Source organism: Pseudomonas sp. NBRC 111119, assembly GCF_001320125.1.
GTDB classification, from domain to species: domain Bacteria; phylum Pseudomonadota; class Gammaproteobacteria; order Pseudomonadales; family Pseudomonadaceae; genus Aquipseudomonas; species Aquipseudomonas parafulva.
Map to the genome: position 1 here is coordinate 337,268 of NZ_BCAV01000005.1, position 25,694 is coordinate 362,961.

Here is a 25,694-nt window from a genome sequence, read left to right on the forward strand (position 1 = left end):
GTCGGCCGGGGTGAATATTCATACAGTAGGCGTTTGCCCCCGGGTCAGCCTCCCCCTAGAATGGCGGGATGCACACAGACGACCTCTCCCTCCTGCTGAACTCCCTCAACGATGCCCAACGCCAGGCCGTAGCCGCCTCGGTCGGGCGTCAACTGGTGCTTGCCGGCGCCGGTTCCGGTAAAACCCGCGTGCTGGTTCATCGCATTGCCTGGCTCATCCAGGTAGAGCAGGCCTCGCCGCATTCGATCCTGTCGGTGACGTTCACCAACAAGGCGGCGGCAGAAATGCGCCACCGGATCGAGCAACTGCTGGGCATCAACCCGGCGGGCATGTGGGTGGGCACGTTCCACGGGCTGGCCCATCGCTTGCTCCGGGCCCACTGGCAGGAAGCAGGCCTGGTGCAGAACTTCCAGATTCTCGACAGTGACGACCAGCAGCGGCTGGTCAAGCGGGTAATGCGCGAGCTGGGCCTGGACGAGCAGAAGTGGCCGGCACGCCAGGCACAGTGGTTCATCAACGGGCAGAAGGACGAGGGCCTGCGGCCGCAGCATATCCAGCCTGGGGGCGACCTGTTCCTGTCCACCATGCGCGACGTGTACAGCGCCTACGAGCAAGCGTGCGAGCGGGCCGGGGTCATCGATTTCTCCGAGCTGCTGCTGCGCGCGCTGGACTTGTGGCGGGACCACCCCGGTTTGCTGGAGCACTACCAGCGGCGCTTCCGCCATGTGCTGGTCGACGAGTTCCAGGATACCAACGCCGTGCAGTACGCCTGGCTGCGCCTGCTGGCGCGCGGCGGCGACAGCCTGATGGCGGTGGGCGACGACGACCAGTCGATCTACGGCTGGCGCGGCGCCAAGATCGAGAACATCCACCAGTACACGGCCGATTTCCCTGACGCCGAGCTGATCCGCCTGGAGCAGAACTACCGCTCCACAGGCGGCATCCTCAAGGCTGCCAACGCCTTGATCGCCAACAACAGCGGCCGCTTGGGCAAAGAGCTGTGGACCGACATGGGTGAAGGCGAACCGCTCACCTTGTACGCCGCCTACAACGAGCATGATGAAGCGCGCTACGTGGTGGAAACTATCGAAAGCCTGATCAAGCAGGGCAATACCCGCAGCGACATCGCCATTCTGTACCGCTCCAACGCCCAGTCGCGGGTATTGGAAGAAGCCCTGCTGCGCGAGCGTATTCCTTACCGTATCTATGGCGGCCAGCGCTTCTTCGAGCGTGCGGAAATCAAGAATGCCATGGCCTACCTGCGCCTGATCGAGGGCCGGGGCAACGACGCCGCCCTGGAGCGGGTAATCAACGTACCGCCTCGCGGAATCGGCGAGAAAACCGTCGAGGCCATCCGCGAGCATGCGCGTCACAGCCAGGCTTCAATGTGGCAGGCCATGTGCCAGCTGATTGCCGCCAAAGCGCTGAAAGGCCGCGCCGCCAGTGCGCTTGGCGCGTTCATCGAGCTGATCGAAGGGTTGGCTGCCAAAGTGGCGGACATGCCGCTGCACACCATGACACAGACCACCATCGAGCAGTCGGGCCTGATTATCTACCACCAGGAAGAAAAGGGTGAAAAGGGCCAGGCACGGGTAGAAAACCTTGAGGAACTGGTGAGCGCGGCGCGTAACTTCGAATCGACCGAAGAAGACGCCGACCTTTCGCCGCTGTCCGCCTTCCTCGGCCATGCCTCGCTTGAAGCGGGCGATGCGCAGGCTGACGAGCATGAAGACAGCGTCCAGCTGATGACCTTGCACAGCGCCAAAGGCCTGGAATTCCCTTATGTGTTCCTGGTGGGCATGGAAGAAGGCCTGTTCCCGCACAAGATGAGCCTGGAAGAGCCTGGGCGCCTGGAAGAAGAGCGTCGCCTGGCCTATGTGGGCATCACCCGGGCCATGCGCCAGCTGGTCATGAGCTATGCCGAGACGCGTCGGCTTTACGGTAGCGAAACCTACAACAAGGTTTCACGGTTCGTACGTGAAATTCCGGCAGGCCTGGTTCAGGAAGTGCGTTTGTCCAACAGCGTCAGCCGCCCCTTCGGCGGGGCCAAAACAGCTGCTGGCAGCAACCTGTTCGCCAACGCCAACATCCCGCAGACCTCGTTCAACCTCGGCCAGCGCGTACAGCACGCGGTATTTGGCGAAGGCGTGATCCTGAATTTCGAAGGCTCAGGCGCCCAGGCGCGGGTTCAGGTGAATTTCGACGAAGGCAGCAAGTGGTTGATGCTGGGGTATGCCAAGCTGGAAGCGATCTGAACCCTGGGCCGTACCTTGCGGGTGCGGCCCTGCAACATTTAGGCAAAAGCTCGAAACATTATGTCGCTGGCCATGTGCCCAGGAACCTGTGCACCATGACGCGCGTGCAATCCACAACAGGGGATATCCCACTTATGCAACGTTTTCTTAGCATCGCACTGGCGCTTTGCGTCGGCCTGACGCTGAGCCTGGACGCCAACGCCAAACGCTTTGGCGGCGGCAAGAGCTCGGGCTCCGCGCCTATCCACCAGACCCGTCAAGCTACGCCAACCACGCCCGCTGCCACGCCGACCGCGCCTGGCCGTGCACCGGCAGCTGCCAGCGGTGCTTCGCGCTGGCTGGGCCCACTGGCAGGCTTGGCCGCCGGTGGCCTGCTGGCGTCCATGTTCATGGGCGACGGCTTCGAGGGCTTCCAGATCATGGACTTCCTGATCGTCGCGCTCATTGCCTTCCTGGTGTTCCGCTTCATTGCCGCACGACGTCGCCAGCAGCAGCCACACATGGCTGCGCCTGGCCATGCGCCGATGCAGCGTGAGGTGTACGGCCAGCCTGCGCAGCCCTCCATCTTCGGCGGCTCGGCAGCACCTGCTGCGGCAGCGGCGCCGGTGATCAACGCGCCAGCCTGGTTCAACGAGCAGAGCTTCCTGGCCGCTGCCCGCAACCACTTCCAGTCGCTGCAGCAGCACTGGGATGCCAACGAAATGGACAAGATCGGCGAGTTCGTTACCCCGCAGATGCTCGAGTTCCTCAAGCGCGAGCGTGCCGAACTCGGTGATGGCTTCCAGTCGACCTATATCGACAATCTCGAAGTGCAGCTGGACGGTGTTGATGATCGCGCCGACCGCACCGACGCTACCCTGACCTTCCGCGGCGTGTCGAAAAACTCGCGCTTCGACCAAGGTGAGGCATTCAGCGAAAGCTGGCACATGGTTCGCGCCCAAGGCGACAACCAGCCATGGCTGGTTGCCGGTATCCGCCAAAACGGCTAACCGCGCACGCTGCACCCAAAAACCCCGGGGCCCTCCCCGGGGTTTTTGCTTTTGTCATAGCGGCCTACTAGGGTATAACCCGCAGCGTTGTCATCTAGGTCTGAGGAAGTGAACCGTGGAAGAAGTGATCGAACAACTCCGTGAAGCCAACGAGCCAGTGCCGGTGCCCCTCGAGCTTCCGGATGAGGAATTGTTGGTCGAGATCGAAGAACAACTGTTCATCAACATTCCGTTTGTGTTCAAAGAGTTCTTGTTGAACGTAAGTGACGTTGTATACGGCTCACTGGAGCCTGTTACGGTCACTGACCCGCAATCGCATACCTACCTGCCTGAAGTCGCCGCCAATGCATGGGACGTCGGCGTACCGCGTGAGTTGATCCCGCTGTGCCAGGATGGCGAGAACTACTACTGCGTTGAAGAGGACGGCACGGTGGTGTTGTGGGATGCCGAGGATGAGCTGGTCGGTGAAGAGAGCTGGGAGTCGGTGTGGCACTGGGCGCGGGATGTCTGGCTGGAAAGCTGAGCTAATGGCCGGGTGATTGGCCTGTAAGAGCGGGCTTTGCGGCGATGGGGGCGGGCGCCGCTTTGGCGGCGCATCGCGAGCTTTGCTCGCTCCTACGGGCGGTGTTAGTGGGTGTTCTCCCGGCTGTTCTCCAAGGTTTCCAGCAAGGCGATCTGCATGCGTGTATGGACGCGGATGAACCAGCGCCACAGCAACGCCACTACTACCGCCGCAACCACCGCGATAATCAGCAACAGCTCGTTGGTAGGCAGAATGCTCGCCGACAGTGCCGAGAGCAGCAGGAAGATCACCAGCAGCGACAACAGCGGTATCACCTCTGCGATTACACGCCGTACACGTTGGGTATGGCGCCCGGCCATTTCTGGCTTCACACCCATCTCGGCCAACAGCATCGACAGCGCCTTGAGCTTGCGATAGGCCGCAATCAGGAAGGGCAGCGACAACAACAGTGCCGCCCCCCAGATCATCGCCTTTTGCTGGCTGATATCGCCCACCCATTGCGTGAGCCAGGCACCGATACGCCCTGCAAAGTAACCGCCACTGAAGAAGATGGCGATCACCAGGGCCAGGTTTACCCCGACCTGCATGAGGATGCGCCGTATCATCGCCGCCACCATGGCACCCTCACCCTGGGGCTGGATGCTGCGCAACCACTCGCCATATAACGACAACACCCTGGCCAGACGACCAGGCACCACCTTGCCCAGCTTGATCGACAACGGGTCAGCGGCACGAATCAGGTAGGGGGTAAGCAGTGTGGTGATGGCCGAGACGGCAACGGCTACCGGGTACAAAAAGTCACTGGTGACCTGCAGGGTCATACCCAACGCGGCGATGATGAATGAAAATTCGCCAATCTGGGAAAGGCCCATGCCAACCCGTAACGAAGTGCGCCCATCATTACCGGCAATGAAGGCCCCCATGCCGCACGACAGCATCTTGCCCAGCACCACCGCCAAGGTGATCACCACGATGGGCCAGGCGTAATCGATCAGCACCTGCGGGTCGATCATCAGGCCGATGGCGACGAAAAAGATGGCGCTGAACATGTCGCGCACCGGCTCGATCAGGCGTTCGATTTTCAGCAACTGGCGCGATTCGGCCATGATCGCGCCAATCAGGAACGCCCCCAGCACCATGCTGTATTCCAGCTTCACCACCAGCAGGCAGAAGCCGAAACACAGGCCCAGCACGGTGATGAGCAGCATCTCGTTGCTTTCAAACTTGGCTACATAAGCCAGCAGGCGCGGTACCAGCAAAATGCCGATAACCAGGGCAACGATCATGAACAGCGACAACTTGCCAACGGTGGAGAACACCTCACCGGAGCTGACCGTGCCACTGACGGCGATACCCGAAAGCAGCGCAATGATGCCGATGCCCAGAATGTCCTCGACAATCAGCACGCCGAAAATCAGCTGGGCAAAACGCTCGTTTTTCATCTTCAGGTCGTTGAGCGCCTTGACGATGATGGTGGTTGAAGAGATGGCCAGGATGGCGCCCAGGAACAGCGAATCCATGGTGTTCCAGCCAAACCAGCGGCCAATTTCGAAGCCGATCCATATCATCAGCACGATTTCCAGGAAGGCCGCGATGAACGCGGTAGCGCCAACCTTGAACAACTTGCGCAAGCTGAATTCCAGCCCCAGGCAGAACATGAGGAAGATCACCCCCAGTTCGGCCAGGGTCTTGATGGTGTCCTCATCGTGGATAAGGCCGAAAGGCGGGGTATGCGGGCCGATGATGAAACCGGCAACGATGTAGCCCAGTACCACGGGCTGCTTGAGGCGATGAAAAAGGATGGTGACCACGCCCGCGACCAGCATGATGACCGCCAGGTCCTGGATGAAGCTGATGGCATGCATGGCGCGATACTCCTTTTCTCGTCATTTGGTGAATGCCCAGGCAGACCGCGCCTGCGCCGAGGCAAGCCAAGCAAGCAGTACAGACTGTATTGAACAATGGAAGGCCCGTGGTTCACGGGTGTACTCAGGTTAACATTGCACCCAGGCGCAAAATGCCAGTGCAATATGATGAAACAGATCGGCTGGGAAACCGCCGCCGATGGCAGTATCGGCGTGACGCCCGCGCGCCCACCGACGTCCCGTATTGGCCTGGCAACTCAACGAGAGGGGAACTGCGATGCCTGAAGATAACGCCCCCCATTTGCCCGATTCAGCGCAACCACACCGTGAGCACACTATGGAACCTGGAAACGCCCAGCTGAGCATGACTGTCCTGATGACCCCGGACATGGCCAACTTTTCTGGCAACGTACATGGCGGCACCCTGCTCAAGTACCTCGACGAGGTGGCCTATGCATGCGCCAGCCGCTATGCCGGCTCCTATGTGGTGACCCTGTCGGTCGACCAGGTGATCTTCCGCGAGCCCGTGCACGTGGGCGAGCTGGTGACCTTCCTGGCGTCGGTGAACTACACCGGCAACACATCCATGGAAGTAGGCATCAAGGTGGTGACCGAGAACATCCGCGAGCGCTCGGTACGCCACTCCAACAGCTGCTTCTTCACCATGGTGGCTGTGGATGACAACCGCAGGCCGGTGTCGGTCCCGCCGCGCCAACCCCAAACCAGCGAAGAAAAGCGCCGCTTCCTGCAAGGCCAGCAGCGCCGTGAGATTCGCCAGGAACTGGAAAAGCGCTACCAGAACCTGAAAACCGACGCGACCTAGAACGCCAGCGGCTGCGCCTCGAAGCGTACCCGGGGGTGAGCGATGCGATCCTGGGCACGCACCAGTTGCAGTTCGTAGCTGGCGCACGCCTGGGTTTCCAGCAGCACCTCGTGCACGGCCGCTGCGGCGAATTCGAAGGCCTGCTCCCAACTGTCGCCCAGCAGCACCCGGGCCAGAAAAAGGCCAGAGGTAAGGTCGCCAACCCCTACCGGCTGACGCGGGAACGCCAGCAAAGGCCTGCGCAGGTGCCAGCTGTGCTCAGCGGTTACCAGCAGCATTTCGAAGTGGTCTTCGCCACGCCCCGGGTAGGCCAGGTGCTTGACGAGCACTACCTTGGGCCCCCGTTGCAACAAACTGCGTGCCATGCCGACGCAATCCTGCAGGGACTGCGCGCGGCGCCCGCAGAAGCTGTCCAGCTCCAACTGGTTGGGGCACAGGATATCGGCCTTGCCAACGGCTTCTTGCAGCAAAAATTGGCTGACTTCCTGCGGCACGCTGCAGCCCTTCTCCGGGTGCCCCATCACCGGGTCGCACACATACAGTGCTTTGGGGTTTACCGCCTTGATGCGCGCCACACCGGCCAGAATCGCCCTGCCCTGTTCAGCACTACCCAGGTAACCGGACAACACCGCGTCACAGTGCCCCAACTCACCGATATTGGAAATGCCTTCCACCAACGCAGGAATTTGCGCAGGGGCGAGCACTTCGCCGGCCCACTGGCCATACTGTGTGTGGTTGGAGAACTGCACGGTATTGAGCGGCCAGACATTGACCCCGATACGCTGCATGGGAAACACCGCAGCGCTGTTGCCGGCGTGGCCGAACACCACATGGGACTGAATGGCGAGCAGGTGCGGAGTACGTTTCATGCAGGGGTTCCAAAGCGGTTTCAAGACTGCGCAGTATGAACTCGATTGCCACCTGTACGACAGGCCAGGGACGCAGTTAAGCTGGATCTACCTGTTTGGAGCATACGCAAATGTTGACCCTGGAGAACCTCTTCCTGCTGATGCTGGTGGCCACCGCAGGCGCCTGGCTGTGGCACAACCACGGCTTGCGCGAAAAAGCCCTGGAACGGGTCAAGCAGCATTGCGCCAAGCTGGACCTGGAGTTGCTGGACGATGCGGTCGCCCTCAAGCGCATCGCCTTCGTGCGCGATGCCAAGGGCCGCAAACGGCTGGCGCGCATCTATGGGTTCGAATTCACCGTGACCGGCGAGCAGCGCCACCCAGGGACCGTGACCCAGTTCGGCGCGCACAGCGTGCAAATTGAGCTGGCGCCCTACCCGTTCGAAATCAAGACGCCGCCGCGCACCGATAACGTCATCGAAATGCAGCAGTGGCGCCAGCAGCATAACCGCTGGCATAACTGATCAGCTGACCCGGCACGCAGCGAACACGGCCTGAAGCGACGCCTCGGGTTGCGGTTCATCGAAAATCAACTCGATACGGCTATCGGTGCGCCAATCGCTGGGTTGCCAGGCTGGGACACTGCCATCCAGCCCGTTGAAAGACTGCCAACCAGCCGCAGTGTGGATAACCCCCTTCGCTCGCCGCCACGGCAGGCGCTCCACCGCGGCTGCGATGACTTGTGGATAAAACTGCTGGCTCGGGTGCCAACGCCAGCCAATGCTCCAGCCGCCCTCCCCCTGCTGCGTCATGGACAGTGGCAGCGTAGGATCCGCCCAGACGACCAAGGGCCTGCCGTGCAGATTGTCGACAATCTGGTTATCCACAGGTGAATGTTGGATAACGCCGCTACTGCGCAGTGGAAGGTTTGCCAGAGGCAGGCGCCCCTGCTCCACCCAAGCAAGCTTAGCTGTTGATAATTTGTTATTTATCAACAGCTTAGTATTTTCATCCACAGTGTCTGACTTGTTGATTACCAGTAGCTCGCAAGCTGCCAGAGCACGCCTTTGTGCATCCGACAGTAGATCATCCACCAGCAGAGAGCGGGCATCGACCACCATGATCAGAGGCTGCACCGTCAACACATGCTGCCAAGGTTCGCTTTTCAGTTGATCCAGCAACTGCAACGGGTGCCCCAACCCGGAAGGCTCGATGAACAGCCTGTCGGGCTTGGCCTTACGCAGAAGCCGACCCAAACCAACCTGGAAAGGCACACCACTCACGCAACACAAACAACCGCCAGCCACTTCGCCTATCGCGACGCCATCGTCGTCGCGGGCCAGCAAAGCGGCGTCCAGGCCCACCAAGCCGAATTCGTTCACCAGCACTGCCCAGCGCTCGCTGGCAGGCCGTTGTGCCAGCAAATGGCGGAGCAGAGTGGTCTTGCCGGCCCCCAAGGGGCCTGCAATCACGTGGGTGGGGATATCGTGGAACATGGCTGATCTATGGCTGGCTGGGGTAGCCCACTATGCGCCGTCACGCCAGCCAGTCAAGGCTGAGCAGCAGGCGGCGCTGTGGCCCGGCAGGTGATCGGTGCACAAGCCCCGCCCCCTCATTGCCCTGCCACTTCTCACCTTTGAGCAATGCCACCTCACCCGCGTGCAGACGATTTATGCTGTGCAGATCAACCACCGCTGTGGATAAGTTTTCTCGGGTGTGGGTATCACTCTCCAGCCATTCACTCCCTGGCCCTGAGTAGGTACACAGCAGCCTCACAGGCACGTTATCCACATGGAAGCGCGGGCACATCGGCCCTTCCAGCACGCGAATGCGCAGCCCTACCCGGCGAGCGCCCAGCAGGCAGGTGTAGGCCTCGACCAACCATGTCACGTCAGCGACGAAGGCCCCGTAACCCTCCACGTCGGCGGCCTCCGCCAAGAGGTCGGCAAGTACCGGCGCCCTGTGCTCATCCACCTCGATCACGCGCTGGTCTGCCAGTGATGGGCCAAGGCCCACCACGACTGCGGCGAAGTCCTCCAACTGCGGCGGCAAATGCCTGCGCCACACAGACATGTTCACACCGTCCTGCAGCACATCCGCCAGTATCTGAGGAGAATCGCCGAATACCTGGCGGATATCCACAAGCTGAAGGGCCTGATTCATGCGGCAGCCTGCTCAAGCCATGGCCCAAACGGGTCCTCCAGCCGCAGCCAGCCCATCGGGCCGAGTTCCATCTCTTCATCGGTGAGCAAGCAAGCCTCCAGCGCTGTGGATAACTCATCGAAATCGATGTTTTGCCCTATGAACACCAGCTCTTGCCGGCAGTCGCCGGTGTCAGGCGTCCAGTGCTTGAGAATGGCAGCGGTGTTATCCACATCCTCCGGCCACTGATCCTTCGGTACGAATCGCCACCATCGCCCTGCCAAGCCATGGCGCATCATGCCGCCCGCCTGAGACCAGCTTCCGGCCTCCTGGTACTTGCTGGCCAGCCAGAAGAAGCCTTTCGAGCGCAGTAGGCGCCCATTGGTCCAAGGGGTGTGGATAAAGTCGAAGAAGCGCTGTGGATGAAGCGGGCGCCGTGCCTGCCATGTGCTGGCGGCGATGCCGTATTCCTCGGTTTCAGGCACGTGCTCGCCGCGCAGTTCCTGCAGCCAGCCCGGCGCCTGGGCTGCCTCGTCAAAATCGAACAGGCCGGTGTCGAGAATCCTGGCCAATGGGACTTGGCCCATGACCATAGGCACAATCTGCGCCCGGGCGTTGAGGCTACGCAGAATCGCGATGAGTTCTTCCCGTTCTGCCTGGCTGATCAGGTCGATCTTGCTCAGCAACAATACGTCGGCAAACTCCACCTGCTCGATGAGCAGGTCGGTAATCGAGCGCTCGTCTTCATCGCCTAATGTTTCGCCACGGCTGGCCAGGCTATCGGCAGCTTGATAATCACTCATGAAATTCAGGCCATCGACAACGGTGACCATGGTGTCCAGCCGCGCCAGGTCTGACAGGCTGCGCCCTTGCTCGTCCCGGAAGGTGAAGGTTTCTGCAACGGGTAGCGGCTCTGAAATGCCCGTCGACTCGATAAGCAGGTAATCGAAACGGCCTTCTTCAGCCAGCCGCGCAACCTCCTCCAGCAGGTCTTCGCGCAATGTGCAGCAGATACAACCGTTGCTCATTTCCACCAGCTTTTCTTCGGCACGGTTCAAGCTGACGTTGCGTTGCACCTCGCTGGCATCAATGTTGATTTCACTCATGTCGTTGACGATAACCGCCACCCGAAGGTTGTCGCGGTTACGCAGTACATGGTTGAGCAACGTGCTTTTGCCGGCCCCCAGAAAGCCGGAGAGCACGGTAACGGGAAGGCGATCAGACATGGCAAACCTCTACAGGCAGAAGCATTCGAAACGATGCATTGCACAATGTTATAAAGTAACAATACAATTTCGCCAAGCTGTTCCTGACAAACGAGAGCTCGCCAGTGCCCCAGATGAACGTGCAACGCATCCTCATGCTACTGATGCTCGCCTTGCCCTGCAGCGCGTTGGCGATGCCTCCCAGCCCTAAACTCGCCCTTTGCACCCGTAGCGCCACGCTGCTGGCCTGCCAGGACCGCGCCGGCGGCTACTACAGCGTGCGAACAGAGGGCAGCACGTTTTATTTACGTGGCTACGACGTCCAGAGCAGGCGCCTATGGGCACAGACTAATAGCCGTTACGGCAGCCTGACTTTCTTCACAGGCCTGGCAAGCAATGGGGAAGCGTGGGTTGGATACAGCCGCAGGGTGGGCTGGACCACGTTGAACAGGGTATCCAGCTCAAGCGGCCAGCGTTTCAACCTGCACTGCAGCCTGGTCGGCGGATGCCGCTGAACACACTACTTTCTGGAATACCCAATGACTCAGCTGAAGCTACCCGATATCGCCGCACAGAACCTGGACCAGTCCCAGCCGTTGGATTGGGTAGGCATGTGCGGCATCGCTTTGCCCATCACCTTCGAAGGGCGTACGGCGGCTGCAAAAATCGATGCGGGAGTAAGCCTGGTGGATGGCGGCTCCAGAGGCATTCACATGTCGCGGCTTTACCTGGCGCTGGAATCTCTGGAGCAAGTGCCGTTGACGCCTGTCGTACTACGACGGCTACTGGCCAACTTCCTCACGAGCCATGAGGGGCTTTCATCCGCGAGTTACATCCGCCTACGCTTCGAGCATCTGCTGAAAAGACCTGCACTGGTTAGCCCTCTGGCTGGCTGGAAGAGCTACGAAGTAGAAGTGAATGCGCGTATCGAAAACGAAATGTTCCACGTGGAACTATCCGTGTCAGTCCCCTACTCGTCTACCTGCCCATGCTCGGCGGCGTTGGCCAGACAACTCATCCAGCAGCAGTTCCAAGCCACATTCACGGCTGAGCACGTGGACCGGGAAGCGGTACTGAGGTGGCTGGGCACGGCAGAGGGCATCGTTGCAACCCCCCATAGCCAAAGAAGCCTGGCCAAGATTCAAGTAAGGCTGCGGAGTAATCAGGCGGCGTTACCCATCACCGAGCTGATCGATCAGGTGGAGACCAGCCTGGGTACTGCCGTGCAGACAGCGGTAAAGCGTGGTGATGAGCAAGCCTTCGCACTGGCCAATGGCCAAAACCTGATGTTCTGCGAGGACGCCGCACGAAGGCTGCATGAAACATTAAAGCAGACGCCGTGGAGCAGCGCGTTCAAGGTACGCGTGGAGCATGCAGAAAGCCTGCATGCCCACGACGCTGTGGCGACAAGCCAGTGGGGCTGGGAGGTCAGGTGCGAGGCTTGACCGCGCCGCAATCGTTACCCAGCCATACTGCGCGGGTATTCATGCTGCCCTGCTGCTGCACCCCAGAGGCATTGAAGGTACCGTTCACCTGCGTGGTGAATTCCCTGTCACTGAGGAACGTGGCCTGACCGCTGCCTTGGGCTTTGGGGCAGCTGAACTGAAACTTCCAGACGTTGCCCGTGCGGTCAGTAATTTTCTGCGTGCAGCCCGACTTCGGGTCCTGCAAGGGGATGTCGTTGGTTGCCACCTGCTGCGGGGTCAGGCAAGAGCGCACGCCCTTACCGCCCACGGTAACGCCCTGCTTGGCCAACACACCTTCCATCATTGCCCGTTGCTCGGGTGGCAGGTTCTTCAACTGGCTGAGCATGAATTCCATATCGGGTAGCGGTTTACCGTCCACCTGCATGTTGCTGGTGGTCAACTCCCACAAACCCGGTTGCAGCATCTGGGCCTGCGCACCGGCACTGCTCAAACCCAGGGCCAACGCCAACAGCGGCAGACGAATCTTCATGGACAAACGCTCCTGAAAAAGCCGGACGACCCGGACAATATCCCGCTTAGACGCTAAAAATAAGCGGTTGTTGCAGGCGAACCCGGAACGTGTTCTGTTACCTAAGGTGTATTCAATAAGCAGGACGCATATGGATTACCACAGCCCCTACTTCTTCGGTTACCTCTTGGGTGTTGTTCACCTGTTGGGAATCGTCGCCGCGCTGCACGCGCTGTTTACCGTGCGCACTGCCCAAGGTGCGATAGCCTGGGCGATGCCGCTGTTTTTCATCCCGTACTTCACGTTGATCCCTTACCTGATATTCGGTGCCCGCTCGTTCTACGCCTACATCAAGGCCAGGCGCCAGGCCAATCAGGAGATGCACGTGGCAATGGCCAACCTGAACTGGCGACCGTGGGTTGAAGAAGCGCTGGCGGCCCGCGCCTCGGCCAGCTACGCCGCGCTAAGGGCGATGCCCAAGCTCAGCCGCATGCCATGCCTGGCCAATAACCAGGTGGAGTTGCTGATTGATGGCAAGCAAACCTTCGATGCGATCTTCGAAGCCATCGAGAACGCCAAGGAAGTCGTGCTGGTACAGTTCTTCATCATCCACAACGACGCTTTGGGTAAAGCGTTGCAAGCGCTGTTGCTGCGCAAGGCTGCCGATGGCGTGAAGGTGTTCGTGCTGTACGACCGGGTAGGCAGCCACGCTTTGCCGGCGAGTTACAGCCAGCGGTTGCGCGAAGGCGGTGTACAGATCCATGCCTTCGCCACACGCCGAGGCTGGTTCAACCGCTTGCAGGTCAACTTCCGCAACCATCGCAAGATCGTCGTGGTGGACGGCGTGGTGGGCTTCATCGGCGGGCACAACGTCGGTGACGAATACCTGGGGGCCGACCCCAAGCTGTCACCCTGGCGGGATACGCACGTACGCATCAGCGGGCCTGTGCTGGCCTGCCTGCAGGAATCCTTTGCCGAAGACTGGTACTGGGCCACCCGCCAGCTACCGCCGTTGATTCTGCTGGATACCTACCCCGATAACGGCGTGCTCTGCCAGGCCCTTGCCAGCGGCCCGGCCGACTCGCAGGAGACCTGCGCGCTGTTCTTCCTGGAAGCGATCCACTCCGCCACCCGGCGAGTCTGGATCACCAGCCCCTACTTCGTTCCCGACGAGGCGGTATTCGCCGCACTGCGCCTGGCGGTGTTGCGGGGTGTGGACGTGCGGGTACTGATCCCGTCACGCCCGGACCACCGTGTGGTCTACGCCGCCTCCAGCCTGTTCGCGTTCGAAGCCGTGCGCGCGGGTGTGCGCATGTTCCGTTATCAGCCGGGGTTTCTGCATCAGAAAGTGGTGCTGGTGGATGACGAGATCAGCGCGATAGGCAGCGCCAACCTGGACAACCGTTCGTTCCGCCTTAATTTTGAAATTACCTTGCTGACCGTGGACCGTGACTTCGCCGACAAGGTCGAGCAGATGCTCAATGACGACTTTGCACAAGCACGGGAGATAACCGCCGAAGACAGCCAGACCACTCACCGGGTGCAGCAATTGGGCATGCGCATTGCGCGCCTGATTTCACCCGTTCTGTAGGCGCCATACACAACCAAGGCGACCCTGCCATTTCGGTAGGGGTCGCCCGGTTTGCGACGGCGGTCAGCGATACAGGTGTTCGCGGGTCCAGGGCAGGTCGTGGTGCCCATCAGCGTAGGGCTTCACTGCCAGTATCTGGTGCAGGTTGATCCAGCCCTTTTCGAAGGCATAGGCACAACCTGCCAGGTACAGCCGCCAGATACGCAGGGTTTTTTCCGGGACCAACGCAGCGGCATTGTGCAGCTGGTTTTCCAGGTTCTCGCTCCAGTGGTGCAAGGTCTTGGCGTAGTGCATGCGCAAGCTCTCGACATCCACCACCTCAAGCCCCGCTTCGCATACGCTGGCCGTAATCATCGACAAGTGCGGCAGCTCCCCATGGGGGAATACGTAGCGGTCGATGAACTCACCCGCCCCCCGCCCTACAGGCCGACCATCCACATGCTTGGCCGTGATGCCGTGGTTCATGACCAGGCCGCCTTCACGTACCGCATTGAATAGCGTCTGGGAATACAACGGCAAGTTGGCGTGCCCCACGTGCTCGAACATGCCCACACTCACGACCTTGTCGAAGCGACCGTCCTGGGGTAAATCCCGGTAGTCCAGAATCTGCAGGTCGACCTGGTCGCCCAGGCCCTCATCCTCGACGCGCTGCCGCCCAAGTTTGAGCTGCTCTTTGCTCAAGGTTATGCCGAACACCTTGGCGCCGTACTCACGCGCCGCGAAGCGGGCCAGGCCACCCCAGCCGCAGCCGACATCCAACAGATATTCACCTGCACCCAGGCGCAGCTTGCGGCAGATATGGTCGAACTTGTCCTGCTGGGCCTGCTGCAACGTGTTGTCCGGCTCACGGAAATAGGCGCAGGAATACACCATGTCCGGGTCCAGCCACAGCGCGTAGAACGCGTTGGAAACATCGTAGTGGTAAGAGATCGCCTCGGCGTCGGTGTCCTTGTCGTGGGCCAGCCGCTGGGGGATACGCTCATCCTCACCACCCAGCAAGGCTTCACTGAGCTCGTCACACACCCGGATGGCTTCGGCAATGTCGCCTTCCAGTTCGAGCTTGCCCTCGACGAAGGCAGTACCCAGCTCATTCATGCTCGGATGCGTGAGCTGGGTAATCAGCTGTGGCTCCTTGACCAGGATAGTCACCTGAGGGCTGGGCCCAAGGTCAAAGTAGTTGCCGTCCCACAGCTTGAGGCGCAGTGGCAGATGCAGATGCTGCAATGCCGGTGGAAGTTGAGCAAACATGAAGCACCCTCCCGTCCCCTGTGCAGGGGAAGACCCATGTCATTTCGAAAGCCACCGGCATAGCGTAGTTCATTGGCAGGGAGTTTCTGTTAAACGAAGGGCGTAGGTGAGCACTGGCGCCTAAAGCTTCATGTTGAGCGACACGAATGCAGAGCGGCCCGGTGCAGGGGAGAACATGGCCTGATCATTACCGCCCCAGAAGAAATTGTCGTACCAGACATACTCGTACTGGCGGTCAAACAGGTTTTTCACCTGCAGGTCGACGCTGGTGACAGGCGTTATGCGATAGCTGACGCTGGCATCTGCAACCACGAAGCCACCGTACTTGCCCTTCTCGTTCAGCTCATCGATGTAGTAGCTGCCCTGGGCCCGCCCTTGCACGCCGAACTTCCAGTCATCGTTATAGCGATAGTCCACGCCCACATTGCTGATGTACCGGGGGGTAGAAAACACTTCCTTGCCAGACAGCGACTGGCCGGACGCAGAGTAGGCCTTCACTACCTTGGCCTCCTGAATGGCGTGAGAAGCCCAGACCGTCCACTGTTCATCCAGTTGCGCGGTGATCTGCATGTCTACACCCCGCCGGCGCGTTTCACCCAACCCTACGGTAGTGCCCGTACTTGGCATGTTGGCCACTTCGTCGGTGGCATCCTGTTGCCAAAGTGCAACCCGGGCCTGGGCGCCTTCGAAGGGGCGGAACTTGATACCGACTTCCTTGCCGGTGTTGATAGAAGGGTCGTAAGAAGCCTGGCCTGGCGTCATATAAGCGGGCGGGGTAGACCCCGTCAGAATCTGGAAGGTTCGCCCCCAGTTGGCGTACAGGTCGATATCGGGGGTAAGGCTGTAGATCACGCTGAGCTTGGGTTGACGGATCCAGCCGTAGTCCTGCAGCGGCGCTTTTACGCCCCCGAGCAGCTCGGTGTTGCCAGAGAACTTGTCCACCCGCATGGCCGGGATGATCTTCAGTGACTCGGTGGGCTGGATCACAGCCTGCACATAGCCGCCGATGTTGCGCAGGGTGTAGCTGTCGTCATTCTGCACCCGGGCCGGCTTTACATCGAAATCGGTAGGGATACCGAAGCTGTAGCGCAGGCGCCTATAAGTGTTGTCCTGCTCTTCGTAATTGATGCCGCCATCGAGGGTGAGCAGGTCGTTGATGCGCCAGGTGAGGTTGTTGAGCACCCCGGTTTGCTGCTCATCCCACTGCCGGCGCTGCCGCGGCGCATTGCCTGGCCGATAGTCTGTAAAGGTGATGGTGCGGTCATCGTTGTAGCTGTTGAAGTACAGCTTGCTGCTCAGGTTGAGGTCGTCGTTGATCTGCCAGTCGCCGTGCAGGCTGAGGTGCTTCATGTCCCGGTCATCGCCATCGTTGGCATTTTTTTCGGGGGACTGCGTACGGCTGGCGTGCATCTGTTCGCGGGTCAGAAAACCCGGCTCTTCAGCCTGGTGATGGTACAGCCGTGCAATCAGCCCAATGCGGAAGTTCTGTTCATCATTGCTGACAAACCACTTACCGCCCAGTGCGTACTTGTTGGACTGGCTATGGTCACGGTAGCCGTCGCTGTCCTGCTTGGCGAGTATGTAGTTCTGGGCGACGTTGCCTTCTTCGTGGCCGACCGCCAGCTGTATTTCGCGGGTGTCGAAGCTGCCGTAGGTAACCCGGCTATCAACGTAGTTGCCACCCTGGCGGGTGGCGAAGTTGATGTTGCCGGCAATGTTGTGCAGGCCGTAACGCGGGTCGTTGGTACCGCGCACCACTTCGATGTAGTCGATATCCAGCGGGAAGATCATGTCGATGAAGCGCTGGTTGCCGCTGTTCACGTTGCTGGGAATGCCGTCGATGAGGGTCTTGATGCCGTTGATGTAGCCCTCGCCATTGAATGCACGGAACGTGACCTTGCCAGACTCGGCGCCCTGCCCCGTTTCCGTGAGCTGAATACCCGGCATCTGGCCCAGCAACTGCCAGCTGTTCATCACGTTCTTTTCCTGCACCTGGTCGCCACCCAGCACATCCACCGAAGTGAGTACATGTTCGGTGCTCAGTGCCACCCCTGCATTTTGGGTGATGTTCACCTCGCCAAGGGTGATGGTGGAGTTGCCGGTCTGGTCGGCGAACAGTTCAGGGGAGAACATCACCGTAAACATGGCGAGGGAGGCCGGGGTGAATCGCATGGGAGCTCCTGGGCTGCAAAGATGAAAGTGTGGGCGGCGCAGGTCTGGGCCTGCTTTATCTGCAAACGTTATATCATAACTAATAATGACTGTAATGAGCCTGATATTGGCCGAGCACATGCGCCCCGTAAGGGGCTCCCAGAATGCTCACTTCATCAGTTCAAAGCAGCTAACGTCAGCCGATATCCGCCATGGCCGTGTCCACCGCCTCAATCAACATGTCTGCATGCTCTTTGGTATAGGTCAGCAGTGGTCTGATCTTGAGCACGTTTTCCAGTGGCCCTGAGGCACTGATCAGCACACCCTTTTCCCGCATGCTGTTAACCACCTTCCGAGCCTGCTCGGCTGCCGGCTGCCGGGTAACGCGGTCGGTCACCAACTCGACACCCAGGAACATCCCCGCGCCGCGCACCTCGCCCATGCACGCATGCCGCTGCGCAAGCCGGGACAACCCCTCAAGCAGGTAGCCGCCAATGACGTGCGACTGCTGCTGCAGGTTCTGCTCCTGAATAACATCCAGCACCGCCTTGCCCGCCGCGCACGACACCGGGTTACCCCCAAAGGTGTTGAAATAGCGCATGTGCCTGCCAAAGCAATCGACCACCTCACTGCGCCCCACCAGGCCAGCAATGGGTTGCCCGTTGCCCATGGGCTTGCCCAGCGTGACCATATCCGGCTGCACGCCATGGCGCATGAAGCCCCACATGTTCAACCCGGTGCGAGCGAAGCCTGGCTGAACTTCGTCGGCGATATACAGCAAGCCTTCGGCCTGGGCCGCTGCAATGCCCGCGGCCATGAAGCCAGGGGGCCCAACCAGTACACCGTCACTGGAGAAAATGCCATCCATGACGATGGCGGCGGGGCGTATGCCGTGTGCTTGCATGTCCTGGATGGCTGCCTTTATGTCGGCTTCAAACAACGCGGAAACGTTGTCGGTACCCAGCCGGTAGGCATCCGGCGCCCTGACGGTGCGCACATGGCTGGGCAACACCATACCGCGACCCAGGGAGGGCGACAGCTCAGCCACATCGCCGGTAACACCGTGATAGGCAAACTGGGTGATGATGATGCCGGTACCGCCGGTATAGTGCCTGGCCATGCGCAGTGCCAGGTCGTTCGCTTCACTGCCGGTACAGGTGAACATTACCCGGTCCAAGTCACTCGGGAAGGTCCCCAGCAGCTGCTCGGCGTAGTCGAGAATGCCCTCCTGCAAATAGCGTGTATGGGTGTTGAGCTGCTGGGCCTGGCGATGCATTGCCTCCACCACGCGCGGGTGGCAGTGCCCAATTGATGCGACGTTGTTGTAGGCATCCAGGTAGCGACGGCCCTGCTCATCGAACAGCCACACGCCCTCGCCTCGCACCGTGTGCAGCGGCCGTTCGTAGAACAACCTGTAGGCAGGGCCCAGCAAGCGTTCACGACGTTCTACAAGGCGCCGCTCCTGCTCCGTGAGCCGCGCCGCATCGTCTGGGGTGAAGCCATTGACCATGCTCATGCCCTGCCCTCCCGGCTGCAGGCCGCCAGTATTCGGTTTTCGATCTCCGCCCGCGGCAGGGCCGCGATCGATGCAAGGCTCGCCCATGCACGCTGGGAGTTACGGTGGATGTAGGCGCGGTTTTCCGGGTGCAGCTGCGCACGCCATGAATTTATGCACAGGGCCGAGGCCAGCCGGGTGCGCAGCAGCTCAGGCAGCAGTTGCAGCTCTTCGCGGGCAAGCGGGTTGTGCTGGTGATATGCGGCGATGACATCCAGCGCCGGCGCCAGGGCGTCGCCATCGTGGCCAAGATGGTACGAAGCCGCCACAGCCACTTCATTGATCAGGGGCGCGTGGACCATGTCTCCGAAGTCGAGGATGTTGCGCAATATATCCGGGTTGTCAGCATCCACGATGATGTTATGGGGGTTCATGTCGTTGTGGATAACTTGCCTGCGCAGCCCAGCCATTGTCGGCACCACTTGCGCTTCGAACTGATCCAGGCTCTGCTCCACCAGCGCGCGACCCTGCCCCGGTTCGAGATGGGCAAGCAGGGGCCGAAGGTGCGCCGCATGTTGCATGTCCCAGAGCAACGTGTGGCGGGCAGCCGGGTGATCGAAAGCTTCCAGCGCAACATCCAGGCGGGCGAGAGACGCCCCCAATGACCGACGAAACGCTTGGGTAGTGCGGCCTACCCGGTGCAGTTGCATACCGTCGACGAATGACAGAAGCCGGGCCAGCATACGTTGACCGTTGACTTCGACGCGCACGAAGTGGTCGCCGGCCAGTGAGGTGTGTACGCGCTGCACAGGCAAGGCTGGGTCACGCAAGGCGATGCAGCGCATTGCCTGATTATGAAAATCGACAACGTCAGGGTTTTCCAGCGGATGGGAAAGCTTCAGCAAGCGGGATGCCCCGTCAGGCAATAGCACCCGAAAATTCAGGTCTCTTTCACCGCCAAGTTTTTCGAGCGTGCCGCTTAAGCCGAAGTGCCGATGCAGCATCTCCCCCGCCTGGGCATCACTGACGTGCGCCGGGGCGACTTCCAGCAAGCTGTCACCGATTGCGAAATTTTCAAGCGGCATACCCCTACCCCTTATCTGGCGCGAAATCGGCGCCTGCCCCGCAGGCGCCATCATGCATTACTTGTTGACCCAGGCGTTGAAGCGCTCTTCCAGGTCTTCGCCATGGTCGATCCAGAACTCGGCATCCGTAGCCCGGGCGTTCTTGAGGTTGTCTGGCGCGGTTGGCAATTTGTCGCCGACTTTTCTGTCCACCAGCTCTACCGCATGCCTGTTGCTTGGCCCGTAGGGAATGGCTTCGACGAAATGCTTCTGTTGCACAGGTTCGCTTGCAAAGGCAATGAACGTTTCTGCCAGGGCTTTGTTCGGGCTGCCTTTCACAATTGCCCAGTGGTCCAGGTCGTACAGGCTGCCGTTCCACTGCATGGCAAATGACTGGCCCTCGTCCTGGGCCGACGTCACCCGGCCGTTGTAGGCCGAGGTCATTACCACATCACCGGATACCAACCATTGCAGAGGCTGTGCGCCGGAATCCCACCACTGGATATTGGGCTTTATCTGGTCCAGCTTCTTGAACGCGCGCTGCACACCGGCTTCGGTTCCCAGCACCTGGTACAGATCCTTCAGGGGGACCCCATCGGCAATCAGGGCGAATTCCAGGGTGAACTTGGCACCCCGGCGCAGGCCCCGCTTGCCCGGGTACTTCTTTACATCCCAGAAGTCGGCCCAGCCCTGGGGCGCCGAGGCGACTTTTTTGGGGTCGAATGTGAGGACAGTCGACCAGATGAAAATACCGACCCCACAATCGCTCACCGCAGCAGGGATGAAGTCTCCTTTCTTGCCGATCCGGCCCCAATCCAAAGGCTCGAACAGGCCTTCACTGCACCCGCGAATCAGCTCGGGCGACTCCACTTCCACCACATCCCAGCTGGTTTTGCCGGTATCGGCCATGACTTTGATCTTGGCCATTTCGCCGTTGTAGTCATCTGCCGTAATGGGGGTGGCGTACTGTGCAGTGAAGGGTTGGTAGAAGGCCTTTTCCTGGGCCTGGCGGTTGTTCCCGCCAAAGGACAGGACGGTCAGCCTCTCAGCGGCGCTGAGGGGGCCTGCGAGTGTTCCAAGTATCAGTACCGCTGCGATTTTCTTGTTCATGCGTCTCTCCAGGTGCGCTACGAGGTCGTGGGCAGCTTCAAGGGATGGCAGTTTTTTTGTAGTGGCAGCAAACAGATCAGGCAGTGCGCCTCTCAGGAGGCGGCGAGTCATTTAACCACAATCCAAATATGATGCATCATATTTTTAAGCTATGCTCTTCCCACTCATCACCGAAAGGACGCCACCATGACCGAATCACGCACCTTGTTGCTCACCGGCGCCAGCCGCGGCATCGGCCACGCGACGGTTAAGCACTTCAACGCGGCTGGCTGGCGAGTCTTCACCGCCTCTCGCCAGGACCTTGGCGAAGGCTGCCCATGGGCTGAAGGCCTCGCCAACCACATTCACCTCGACCTGGGCAACATCGAGGACGTCCAGGCCAGGCTGCCGGAGATCCGCGAAAAACTGGGCGGCCGCCTGGACGCGTTGGTGAACAACGCCGGCATTTCACCCAAGGGCGAGCACGGCGAGCGCCTGGGTGTGCTGGAGTCCGACTACGCCACCTGGCTGAACGTGTTCAACGTCAACCTGTTCTCCACCGCCCTGCTCGCCCGCGGGCTGTTCGAGGAACTGAAGGCTGCAAAGGGCTCGGTCATCAATGTCACCTCCATCGCAGGCTCCCGGGTACACCCCTTTGCAGGCGTGGCCTATGCCTGTTCCAAGGCGGCGCTGTCTGCGCTCACCCGGGAAATGGCCCATGATTTCGGCCAGCACGGCGTAAGGGTCAACGCCATTGCACCCGGTGAAATCGACACGTCGATCCTGTCTGCAGGCACCGAGCTGATCGTTGAGCGTTCGATCCCGATGAAGCGCATGGGTAAACCGGAGGAAGTCGCAGCGCTGGTGCACTTCCTGTGTACCCACGGGGCGTCTTACGTGAACGGTGCAGAAATACACGTGAATGGTGGGCAACATGTTTGAGTTATTCGATAATCTGCCGTGGAAGGTTCCCCTCCGCCGCCGGTCCTGTGCCGTACACGAGTAAGCAATGAACTACCCCATCGAGAACCTGAAACACTCCTACTTGGGCAGCGGCATCTATGGCCTGTTACGCGAGGCGTTGATTACCGGTCGCTTCCAGCCCAACGACAGGCTGCGTATTCGCGACCTGGCCGAGCAACTGGGCACCAGCGTTACGCCGGTACGGGATGCGATTCTGCAACTGGCCAAGGAGCAGGCGCTGGTTCTCAAAACGCCCAGGGACATCCGCGTCCCGATGCTGACCTCCAAGCAGTTTCTGGAAATCCGCCGTATACGCCTTTCCCTGGAAGGCCTGGCTGCCGAAACAGCAGCCGCGCACGTGACAACGCCACAGCTCGAACGGCTCGAAAGCTGTATCGAGGACAACCTGGCTGCGATCCAGGCCAACCACTTGGCGGCCGCACTTACCCACAACCACGAATTCCACTATGCGCTCACCGAAATAGCCGACATGCCGATGCTGTCCAGCCTGCTTGATGGCCTGTGGATGCGCACAGGGCCGCTGATTGCGCGGGCGTATGGCAGCTTCAATGAACGCATGGCCATCGACCATCACTGGGAAGTGCTGGCGGCGCTAAAGAACAAGGACGGGGCTGCCGCCCGGGAGGCGATCTGTGCGGATATTCTGGATGGGAGCCAGAAGATGCTCGAGTATGTGCAGCTTGAGCATGACTAGGTGGGCAGCTCAGCGACCGCTCGCCTGCCGAACCCAAGCCAACGGATGAACTAGGCCGCGCCGCTGCGCAGGCGCAGGGCATCCCGAGCGGGCGGAAGGCCGAAAGCGCGGGCGTAGTCACGGCTGAATTGGGACGGGCTTTCATAGCCTACTCGGTAACCCGCACCGGCAGCATCCAGGGCCTCCGCCACCATCAGGCGCCGCGCCTCCTGCAAGCGCAACTGGCAACGGAATTCAAGCGGGCTCATTGATGTGACCGCTTTGAAATGAGCGTGGAAGGTGGACCGGCTCATGCCTGCGATGCCGGCAATATCGTCGATGCGCACCGCTTCCTGGTAATGGGCACGCAGCCAGGTAATGGCTTTTGCAATCTGACGCAGGCGGCTGTCGGCCTTGGCCATCTGCAACAGCACGCAGTTGCCAGGGCGGGTAAGCAGGCGATAAAGCACCTCACGTACTACCAGCGGCGCCAGCTCCGCTGCATCTTGCGGGGTGTCCAGTAAGCGTGCCAGCCTGCCCACTGCGTCTAACAGCTCGGGTGTGCTGCCATTGAGTTCGATGCCACTCGGCATTGAATCGGCTGTTTGGTGGCTGGCGCCTGGGTTGCGCAAGGCAAGCTCACTGAGCACCGCCATATCCAGGTCGAGTACCAGGCACAGATACGGTTCTGCCTCGCTGGCTTCGATAATGGAGCCCATCACCGGAATGTCTACTGAGGCGACAAGGTAGTTGGCCGCGTCGTAAACATAGGTCGCGGGCCCAATGGATACCTGCTTACGGCCTTGGACGATGTAGCAGAGGGTGGGTTGATACACCACAGGCATGGGGATTGTCGGGGTATCTGAACGCACCAACGTAACCCCTGCCAATGGCGTCGAGTGAAAGCCATTGGAAGGTGCATGACGGCTGATGACGTCGATCAGTGTGCGCCGCACATTCATGGTAAGCCCCAAAACGTTATGCGGTGGAACGCCCGGTAACTCGGAGGATGCTGCAAGCATGCGGGACGATCCGTATACGTGCAAGCCGCCGCCCTGTCGCAAAGTCCCCTTACGCAATCACCCTCTGATTCGTAAGGAGCCCCTATGTCCACTCGCTCAGCACTCGATCAATACCGCCTGCTTGGCCGCTCCGGCATTCGCGTTTCCCCACTGGCACTCGGCACCATGACCTTCGGCTCTGACTGGGGATGGGGAACGGATGAAGCCGGAGCCCGGCAAATTTTCGACCGCTATGTCGAGGCAGGCGGCAATTTCATCGATACCGCCGTCAATTACACCAACGGTGCCTCGGAGCGCATGCTTGGCCAGCTCATGAAAGGCCAACGCGAGCGTTTGATCATTTCAACCAAGTACACGATGGCCCGTTCCCCCGGTGACCCCAACTCAGGCGGCAATCACCGTCTCAACCTGATGCGCTCGGTGGAAACCAGCCTTCGCCAGTTGGACACAGACCGTATTGACCTGCTGTACCTGCACGCCTGGGACTTCACCACAAGCGCAGAAGAAGTCATGCGTGGCCTGGATGACATCGTGCGCAGCGGCAAGGTGCTGTACCTGGGCATCTGCAACACACCTGCTTGGAAGGTGGCGCAGTTGCAAGCGCTCGCCGATCTGCGCGGTTGGTCGCCGTTGGTGGCCCTGCAAATCGAATACAGCCTGGTGGAGCGCACAGTGGAGCACGAGTTACTGCCCATGGCCCGGGAAATGGGGCTGGCCGTAGTCCCGTGGTCGCCGCTGGGCGGCGGCATCCTGACCGGGAAATATGGGCCCGAAGACCTGAGCGATAGCAAGGAAGCCGCCGTAGCGGCAGACCGCAAGGGCGTGATCAGTGCCACGGGGCATTTGACCGAGCGCTCGTTACAGATTGCCAGCGTGGTGGTCGAGATCGCGAGGGAAATAGGCGCCACACCTTCCCAGGTTGCGGTTGCGTGGGCCTTGCACAACCCGGCCGTGGTCGCGCCCATTATCGGAGCAAGAACATTGACTCAAGCCGAGGACAACCTGAACGCACTCAGCATCGAGCTGGATGTAACACATATCGCCCGTTTGGATCAGGCAAGCGCCCCAGCGCCCATTTTCCCAGGCCGGTTTATTGCCACACCGATGGTGCAGCAATTGGTATTTGGCGGCGCCCAGGTCCAGAAGCGAGCGGGCCAGGAAGCGCCAGCGCCTATCACCCGCTAACCGCCATGTTTATTAACAGGAGGCACAACCATGGCCTGTATCCGTATACCCGATTGCGTCTGCCGCATCGTCCTCTGTGCGTCGCTTGCCTGCTTTGCGACCGCAGCCTCGGCCACTTCCGTGCAAAACCAGGAGGCCGCTGCCGCAGACAACAAAGCGGTGGTTGCCGCGGCCTTTGATCGCTGGGCGGCAGGGGGGGCAGACTTCTTCAACGAAGTGGTGGCACCGGAGGTGGTGTGGACCATCGAGGGATCAGGACCCAACTCGGGGACTTACAACGGGCGGGATGATTTGATGCAGAGGGCTGTTCGCCCCCTCACCACACGCCTGAAGACGCCGATCCGGCCGGTATCGAAGCAGCTTTGGGCCGATGGGGAGTACGTCATCATCAGCTGGAAAGGCGAAGCCATTGCTGGCGATGACAGGCCGTACACCAACAGCTATGTGTGGATACTGCGGATGGAAAAGGCGCGCGCGGTTGAAGTGACAGCCTTTCTGGATCTGCAAGCTTATGACGAGGTGCTGCGTCGCGTTCCTCAACCTCGGGAGGGGTGATTTGTACGCTTGGCGAGCTGGGGCCCCTGGAACGGGGGCCCCGCGTAGCAGG

24 protein-coding genes are annotated in these 25,694 nt (G+C 60.3%); 12 read left to right on the top strand and 12 right to left on the bottom strand.

The features are described from left to right. Nucleotides 1–68: 68 nt before the first annotated feature. The 3 genes from uvrD (at nucleotide 69) to APH25_RS02460 (ending at nucleotide 3,767) form a co-directional block, all read left to right on the top strand. Nucleotides 69–2,255: a DNA helicase II gene (gene uvrD, locus APH25_RS02450; RefSeq protein ID WP_028632841.1), complete on the top strand. Its 2,187-nt coding sequence runs from the start codon at nucleotides 69–71 to the stop codon at nucleotides 2,253–2,255. Nucleotides 2,256–2,389: 134 nt separating this feature from the next. Continuing rightward, nucleotides 2,390–3,244, top strand: a complete 855-nt coding sequence (locus APH25_RS02455) for a Tim44 domain-containing protein (protein ID WP_028632840.1) — start codon at nucleotides 2,390–2,392, stop codon at nucleotides 3,242–3,244. Between the two features lie 115 nt (nucleotides 3,245–3,359). Continuing rightward, entirely contained in the window at nucleotides 3,360–3,767 is a 408-nt protein-coding gene (locus tag APH25_RS02460; protein ID WP_060480938.1) for an SMI1/KNR4 family protein, read from the top strand. Between the two features lie 104 nt (nucleotides 3,768–3,871). Here the strand turns inward: APH25_RS02460 and APH25_RS02465 are convergent, their stop codons facing one another. Further along, nucleotides 3,872–5,632: a cation:proton antiporter gene (locus APH25_RS02465; RefSeq protein ID WP_028632838.1), complete on the bottom strand. Its 1,761-nt coding sequence runs from the start codon at nucleotides 5,630–5,632 to the stop codon at nucleotides 3,872–3,874. Nucleotides 5,633–5,969: 337 nt separating this feature from the next. On the opposite strand from APH25_RS02465, the gene APH25_RS02470 reads away from it, so the two are divergent. Further along, nucleotides 5,970–6,455 (top strand): acyl-CoA thioesterase, encoded by a 486-nt coding sequence (locus APH25_RS02470; RefSeq protein ID WP_060480939.1) that lies wholly within the window; start codon nucleotides 5,970–5,972, stop codon nucleotides 6,453–6,455. On the opposite strand, the gene pdxY is transcribed toward APH25_RS02470, so the two are convergent. After that, a complete protein-coding gene (pdxY, locus tag APH25_RS02475) occupies nucleotides 6,452–7,324 on the bottom strand; it encodes a pyridoxal kinase PdxY (RefSeq protein WP_060480940.1) in 873 nt (290 codons plus the stop codon). The two genes, APH25_RS02470 and pdxY, sit on opposite strands and share 4 nt — an antisense overlap. 110 nt (nucleotides 7,325–7,434) lie before the next feature. Here pdxY and APH25_RS02480 point away from each other — a divergent pair, with 110 nt between their 5' ends. Next, a complete protein-coding gene (locus APH25_RS02480; RefSeq protein ID WP_028632835.1) occupies nucleotides 7,435–7,827 on the top strand; it encodes a DUF3301 domain-containing protein in 393 nt (130 codons plus the stop codon). Here APH25_RS02480 and APH25_RS02485 read toward each other — a convergent pair whose 3' ends face one another. From APH25_RS02485 to zigA, 3 genes are read right to left on the bottom strand one after another with little or no spacing between them, the layout of a single operon-like run. Next, complete coding sequence (locus APH25_RS02485) at nucleotides 7,828–8,799, bottom strand: GTP-binding protein (RefSeq protein WP_060480941.1); 972 nt, start codon at nucleotides 8,797–8,799, stop codon at nucleotides 7,828–7,830. Nucleotides 8,800–8,839: 40 nt separating this feature from the next. After that, nucleotides 8,840–9,466, bottom strand: a complete 627-nt coding sequence (locus APH25_RS02490; RefSeq protein ID WP_060480942.1) for a DUF1826 domain-containing protein — start codon at nucleotides 9,464–9,466, stop codon at nucleotides 8,840–8,842. Further along, nucleotides 9,463–10,671, bottom strand: a complete 1,209-nt coding sequence (gene zigA / locus APH25_RS02495; RefSeq protein WP_060480943.1) for a zinc metallochaperone GTPase ZigA — start codon at nucleotides 10,669–10,671, stop codon at nucleotides 9,463–9,465. Before zigA ends, APH25_RS02490 begins: the two co-directional genes overlap by 4 nt. Before the next feature lie 113 nt (nucleotides 10,672–10,784). Between zigA and APH25_RS25830 the strand changes: the two genes are divergently transcribed. Both APH25_RS25830 and folE2 read left to right on the top strand, forming a co-directional pair. Continuing rightward, entirely contained in the window at nucleotides 10,785–11,165 is a 381-nt protein-coding gene (locus APH25_RS25830) for a hypothetical protein (protein ID WP_060480961.1), read from the top strand. 24 nt (nucleotides 11,166–11,189) lie between these two features. Further along, complete coding sequence (folE2, locus tag APH25_RS02505; RefSeq protein WP_060480944.1) at nucleotides 11,190–12,095, top strand: GTP cyclohydrolase FolE2; 906 nt, start codon at nucleotides 11,190–11,192, stop codon at nucleotides 12,093–12,095. Here the strand turns inward: folE2 and APH25_RS02510 are convergent. Next, nucleotides 12,079–12,606 (bottom strand): DUF3617 domain-containing protein, encoded by a 528-nt coding sequence (locus tag APH25_RS02510; RefSeq protein ID WP_028632829.1) that lies wholly within the window; start codon nucleotides 12,604–12,606, stop codon nucleotides 12,079–12,081. The two genes, folE2 and APH25_RS02510, sit on opposite strands and share 17 nt — an antisense overlap. A gap of 130 nt (nucleotides 12,607–12,736) precedes the next feature. Between APH25_RS02510 and cls the strand changes: the two genes are divergently transcribed. Next, a complete protein-coding gene (gene cls / locus APH25_RS02515) occupies nucleotides 12,737–14,176 on the top strand; it encodes a cardiolipin synthase (protein WP_060480945.1) in 1,440 nt (479 codons plus the stop codon). 63 nt (nucleotides 14,177–14,239) lie between these two features. Here the strand turns inward: cls and cfaB are convergent, their stop codons facing one another. From cfaB to APH25_RS02540, 5 genes are all read right to left on the bottom strand, one after another. Next, a complete protein-coding gene (cfaB, locus tag APH25_RS02520) occupies nucleotides 14,240–15,424 on the bottom strand; it encodes a C17 cyclopropane fatty acid synthase CfaB (RefSeq protein WP_060480946.1) in 1,185 nt (394 codons plus the stop codon). 120 nt (nucleotides 15,425–15,544) lie between these two features. After that, nucleotides 15,545–17,596: a TonB-dependent receptor gene (locus APH25_RS02525; RefSeq protein ID WP_060480947.1), complete on the bottom strand. Its 2,052-nt coding sequence runs from the start codon at nucleotides 17,594–17,596 to the stop codon at nucleotides 15,545–15,547. Nucleotides 17,597–17,771: 175 nt separating this feature from the next. Next, nucleotides 17,772–19,091, bottom strand: coding sequence for an aspartate aminotransferase family protein (locus tag APH25_RS02530; protein WP_060480948.1), 1,320 nt, complete (start codon nucleotides 19,089–19,091; stop codon nucleotides 17,772–17,774). Then, the gene (locus tag APH25_RS02535) at nucleotides 19,088–20,155 is read right to left on the bottom strand and encodes a phosphotransferase (protein ID WP_060480949.1); all 1,068 of its coding nucleotides are present in this window, start codon (nucleotides 20,153–20,155) and stop codon (nucleotides 19,088–19,090) included. Before APH25_RS02535 ends, APH25_RS02530 begins: the two co-directional genes overlap by 4 nt. A gap of 57 nt (nucleotides 20,156–20,212) precedes the next feature. After that, nucleotides 20,213–21,244 carry an ABC transporter substrate-binding protein gene (locus APH25_RS02540; RefSeq protein ID WP_060480950.1) on the bottom strand — a complete coding sequence of 344 codons (1,032 nt, stop codon included), beginning with the start codon at nucleotides 21,242–21,244 and terminating at the stop codon, nucleotides 20,213–20,215. Nucleotides 21,245–21,430: 186 nt separating this feature from the next. On the opposite strand from APH25_RS02540, the gene APH25_RS02545 reads away from it, so the two are divergent. Next, nucleotides 21,431–22,165, top strand: coding sequence for an SDR family NAD(P)-dependent oxidoreductase (locus APH25_RS02545; RefSeq protein ID WP_060480951.1), 735 nt, complete (start codon nucleotides 21,431–21,433; stop codon nucleotides 22,163–22,165). Nucleotides 22,166–22,232: 67 nt separating this feature from the next. Further along, nucleotides 22,233–22,901, top strand: a complete 669-nt coding sequence (locus APH25_RS02550) for a GntR family transcriptional regulator (protein WP_060480952.1) — start codon at nucleotides 22,233–22,235, stop codon at nucleotides 22,899–22,901. 50 nt (nucleotides 22,902–22,951) lie between these two features. Here APH25_RS02550 and APH25_RS02555 read toward each other — a convergent pair whose 3' ends face one another. After that, complete coding sequence (locus tag APH25_RS02555) at nucleotides 22,952–23,902, bottom strand: AraC family transcriptional regulator N-terminal domain-containing protein (protein WP_371262489.1); 951 nt, start codon at nucleotides 23,900–23,902, stop codon at nucleotides 22,952–22,954. A gap of 84 nt (nucleotides 23,903–23,986) precedes the next feature. Here APH25_RS02555 and APH25_RS02560 point away from each other — a divergent pair, with 84 nt between their 5' ends. Together APH25_RS02560 and APH25_RS02565 are read left to right on the top strand one after the other, a co-directional pair. After that, entirely contained in the window at nucleotides 23,987–25,087 is a 1,101-nt protein-coding gene (locus APH25_RS02560) for an aldo/keto reductase (protein ID WP_060480954.1), read from the top strand. A gap of 30 nt (nucleotides 25,088–25,117) precedes the next feature. After that, a complete protein-coding gene (locus tag APH25_RS02565; protein ID WP_042141198.1) occupies nucleotides 25,118–25,642 on the top strand; it encodes a nuclear transport factor 2 family protein in 525 nt (174 codons plus the stop codon). Nucleotides 25,643–25,694 lie beyond the last annotated feature (52 nt).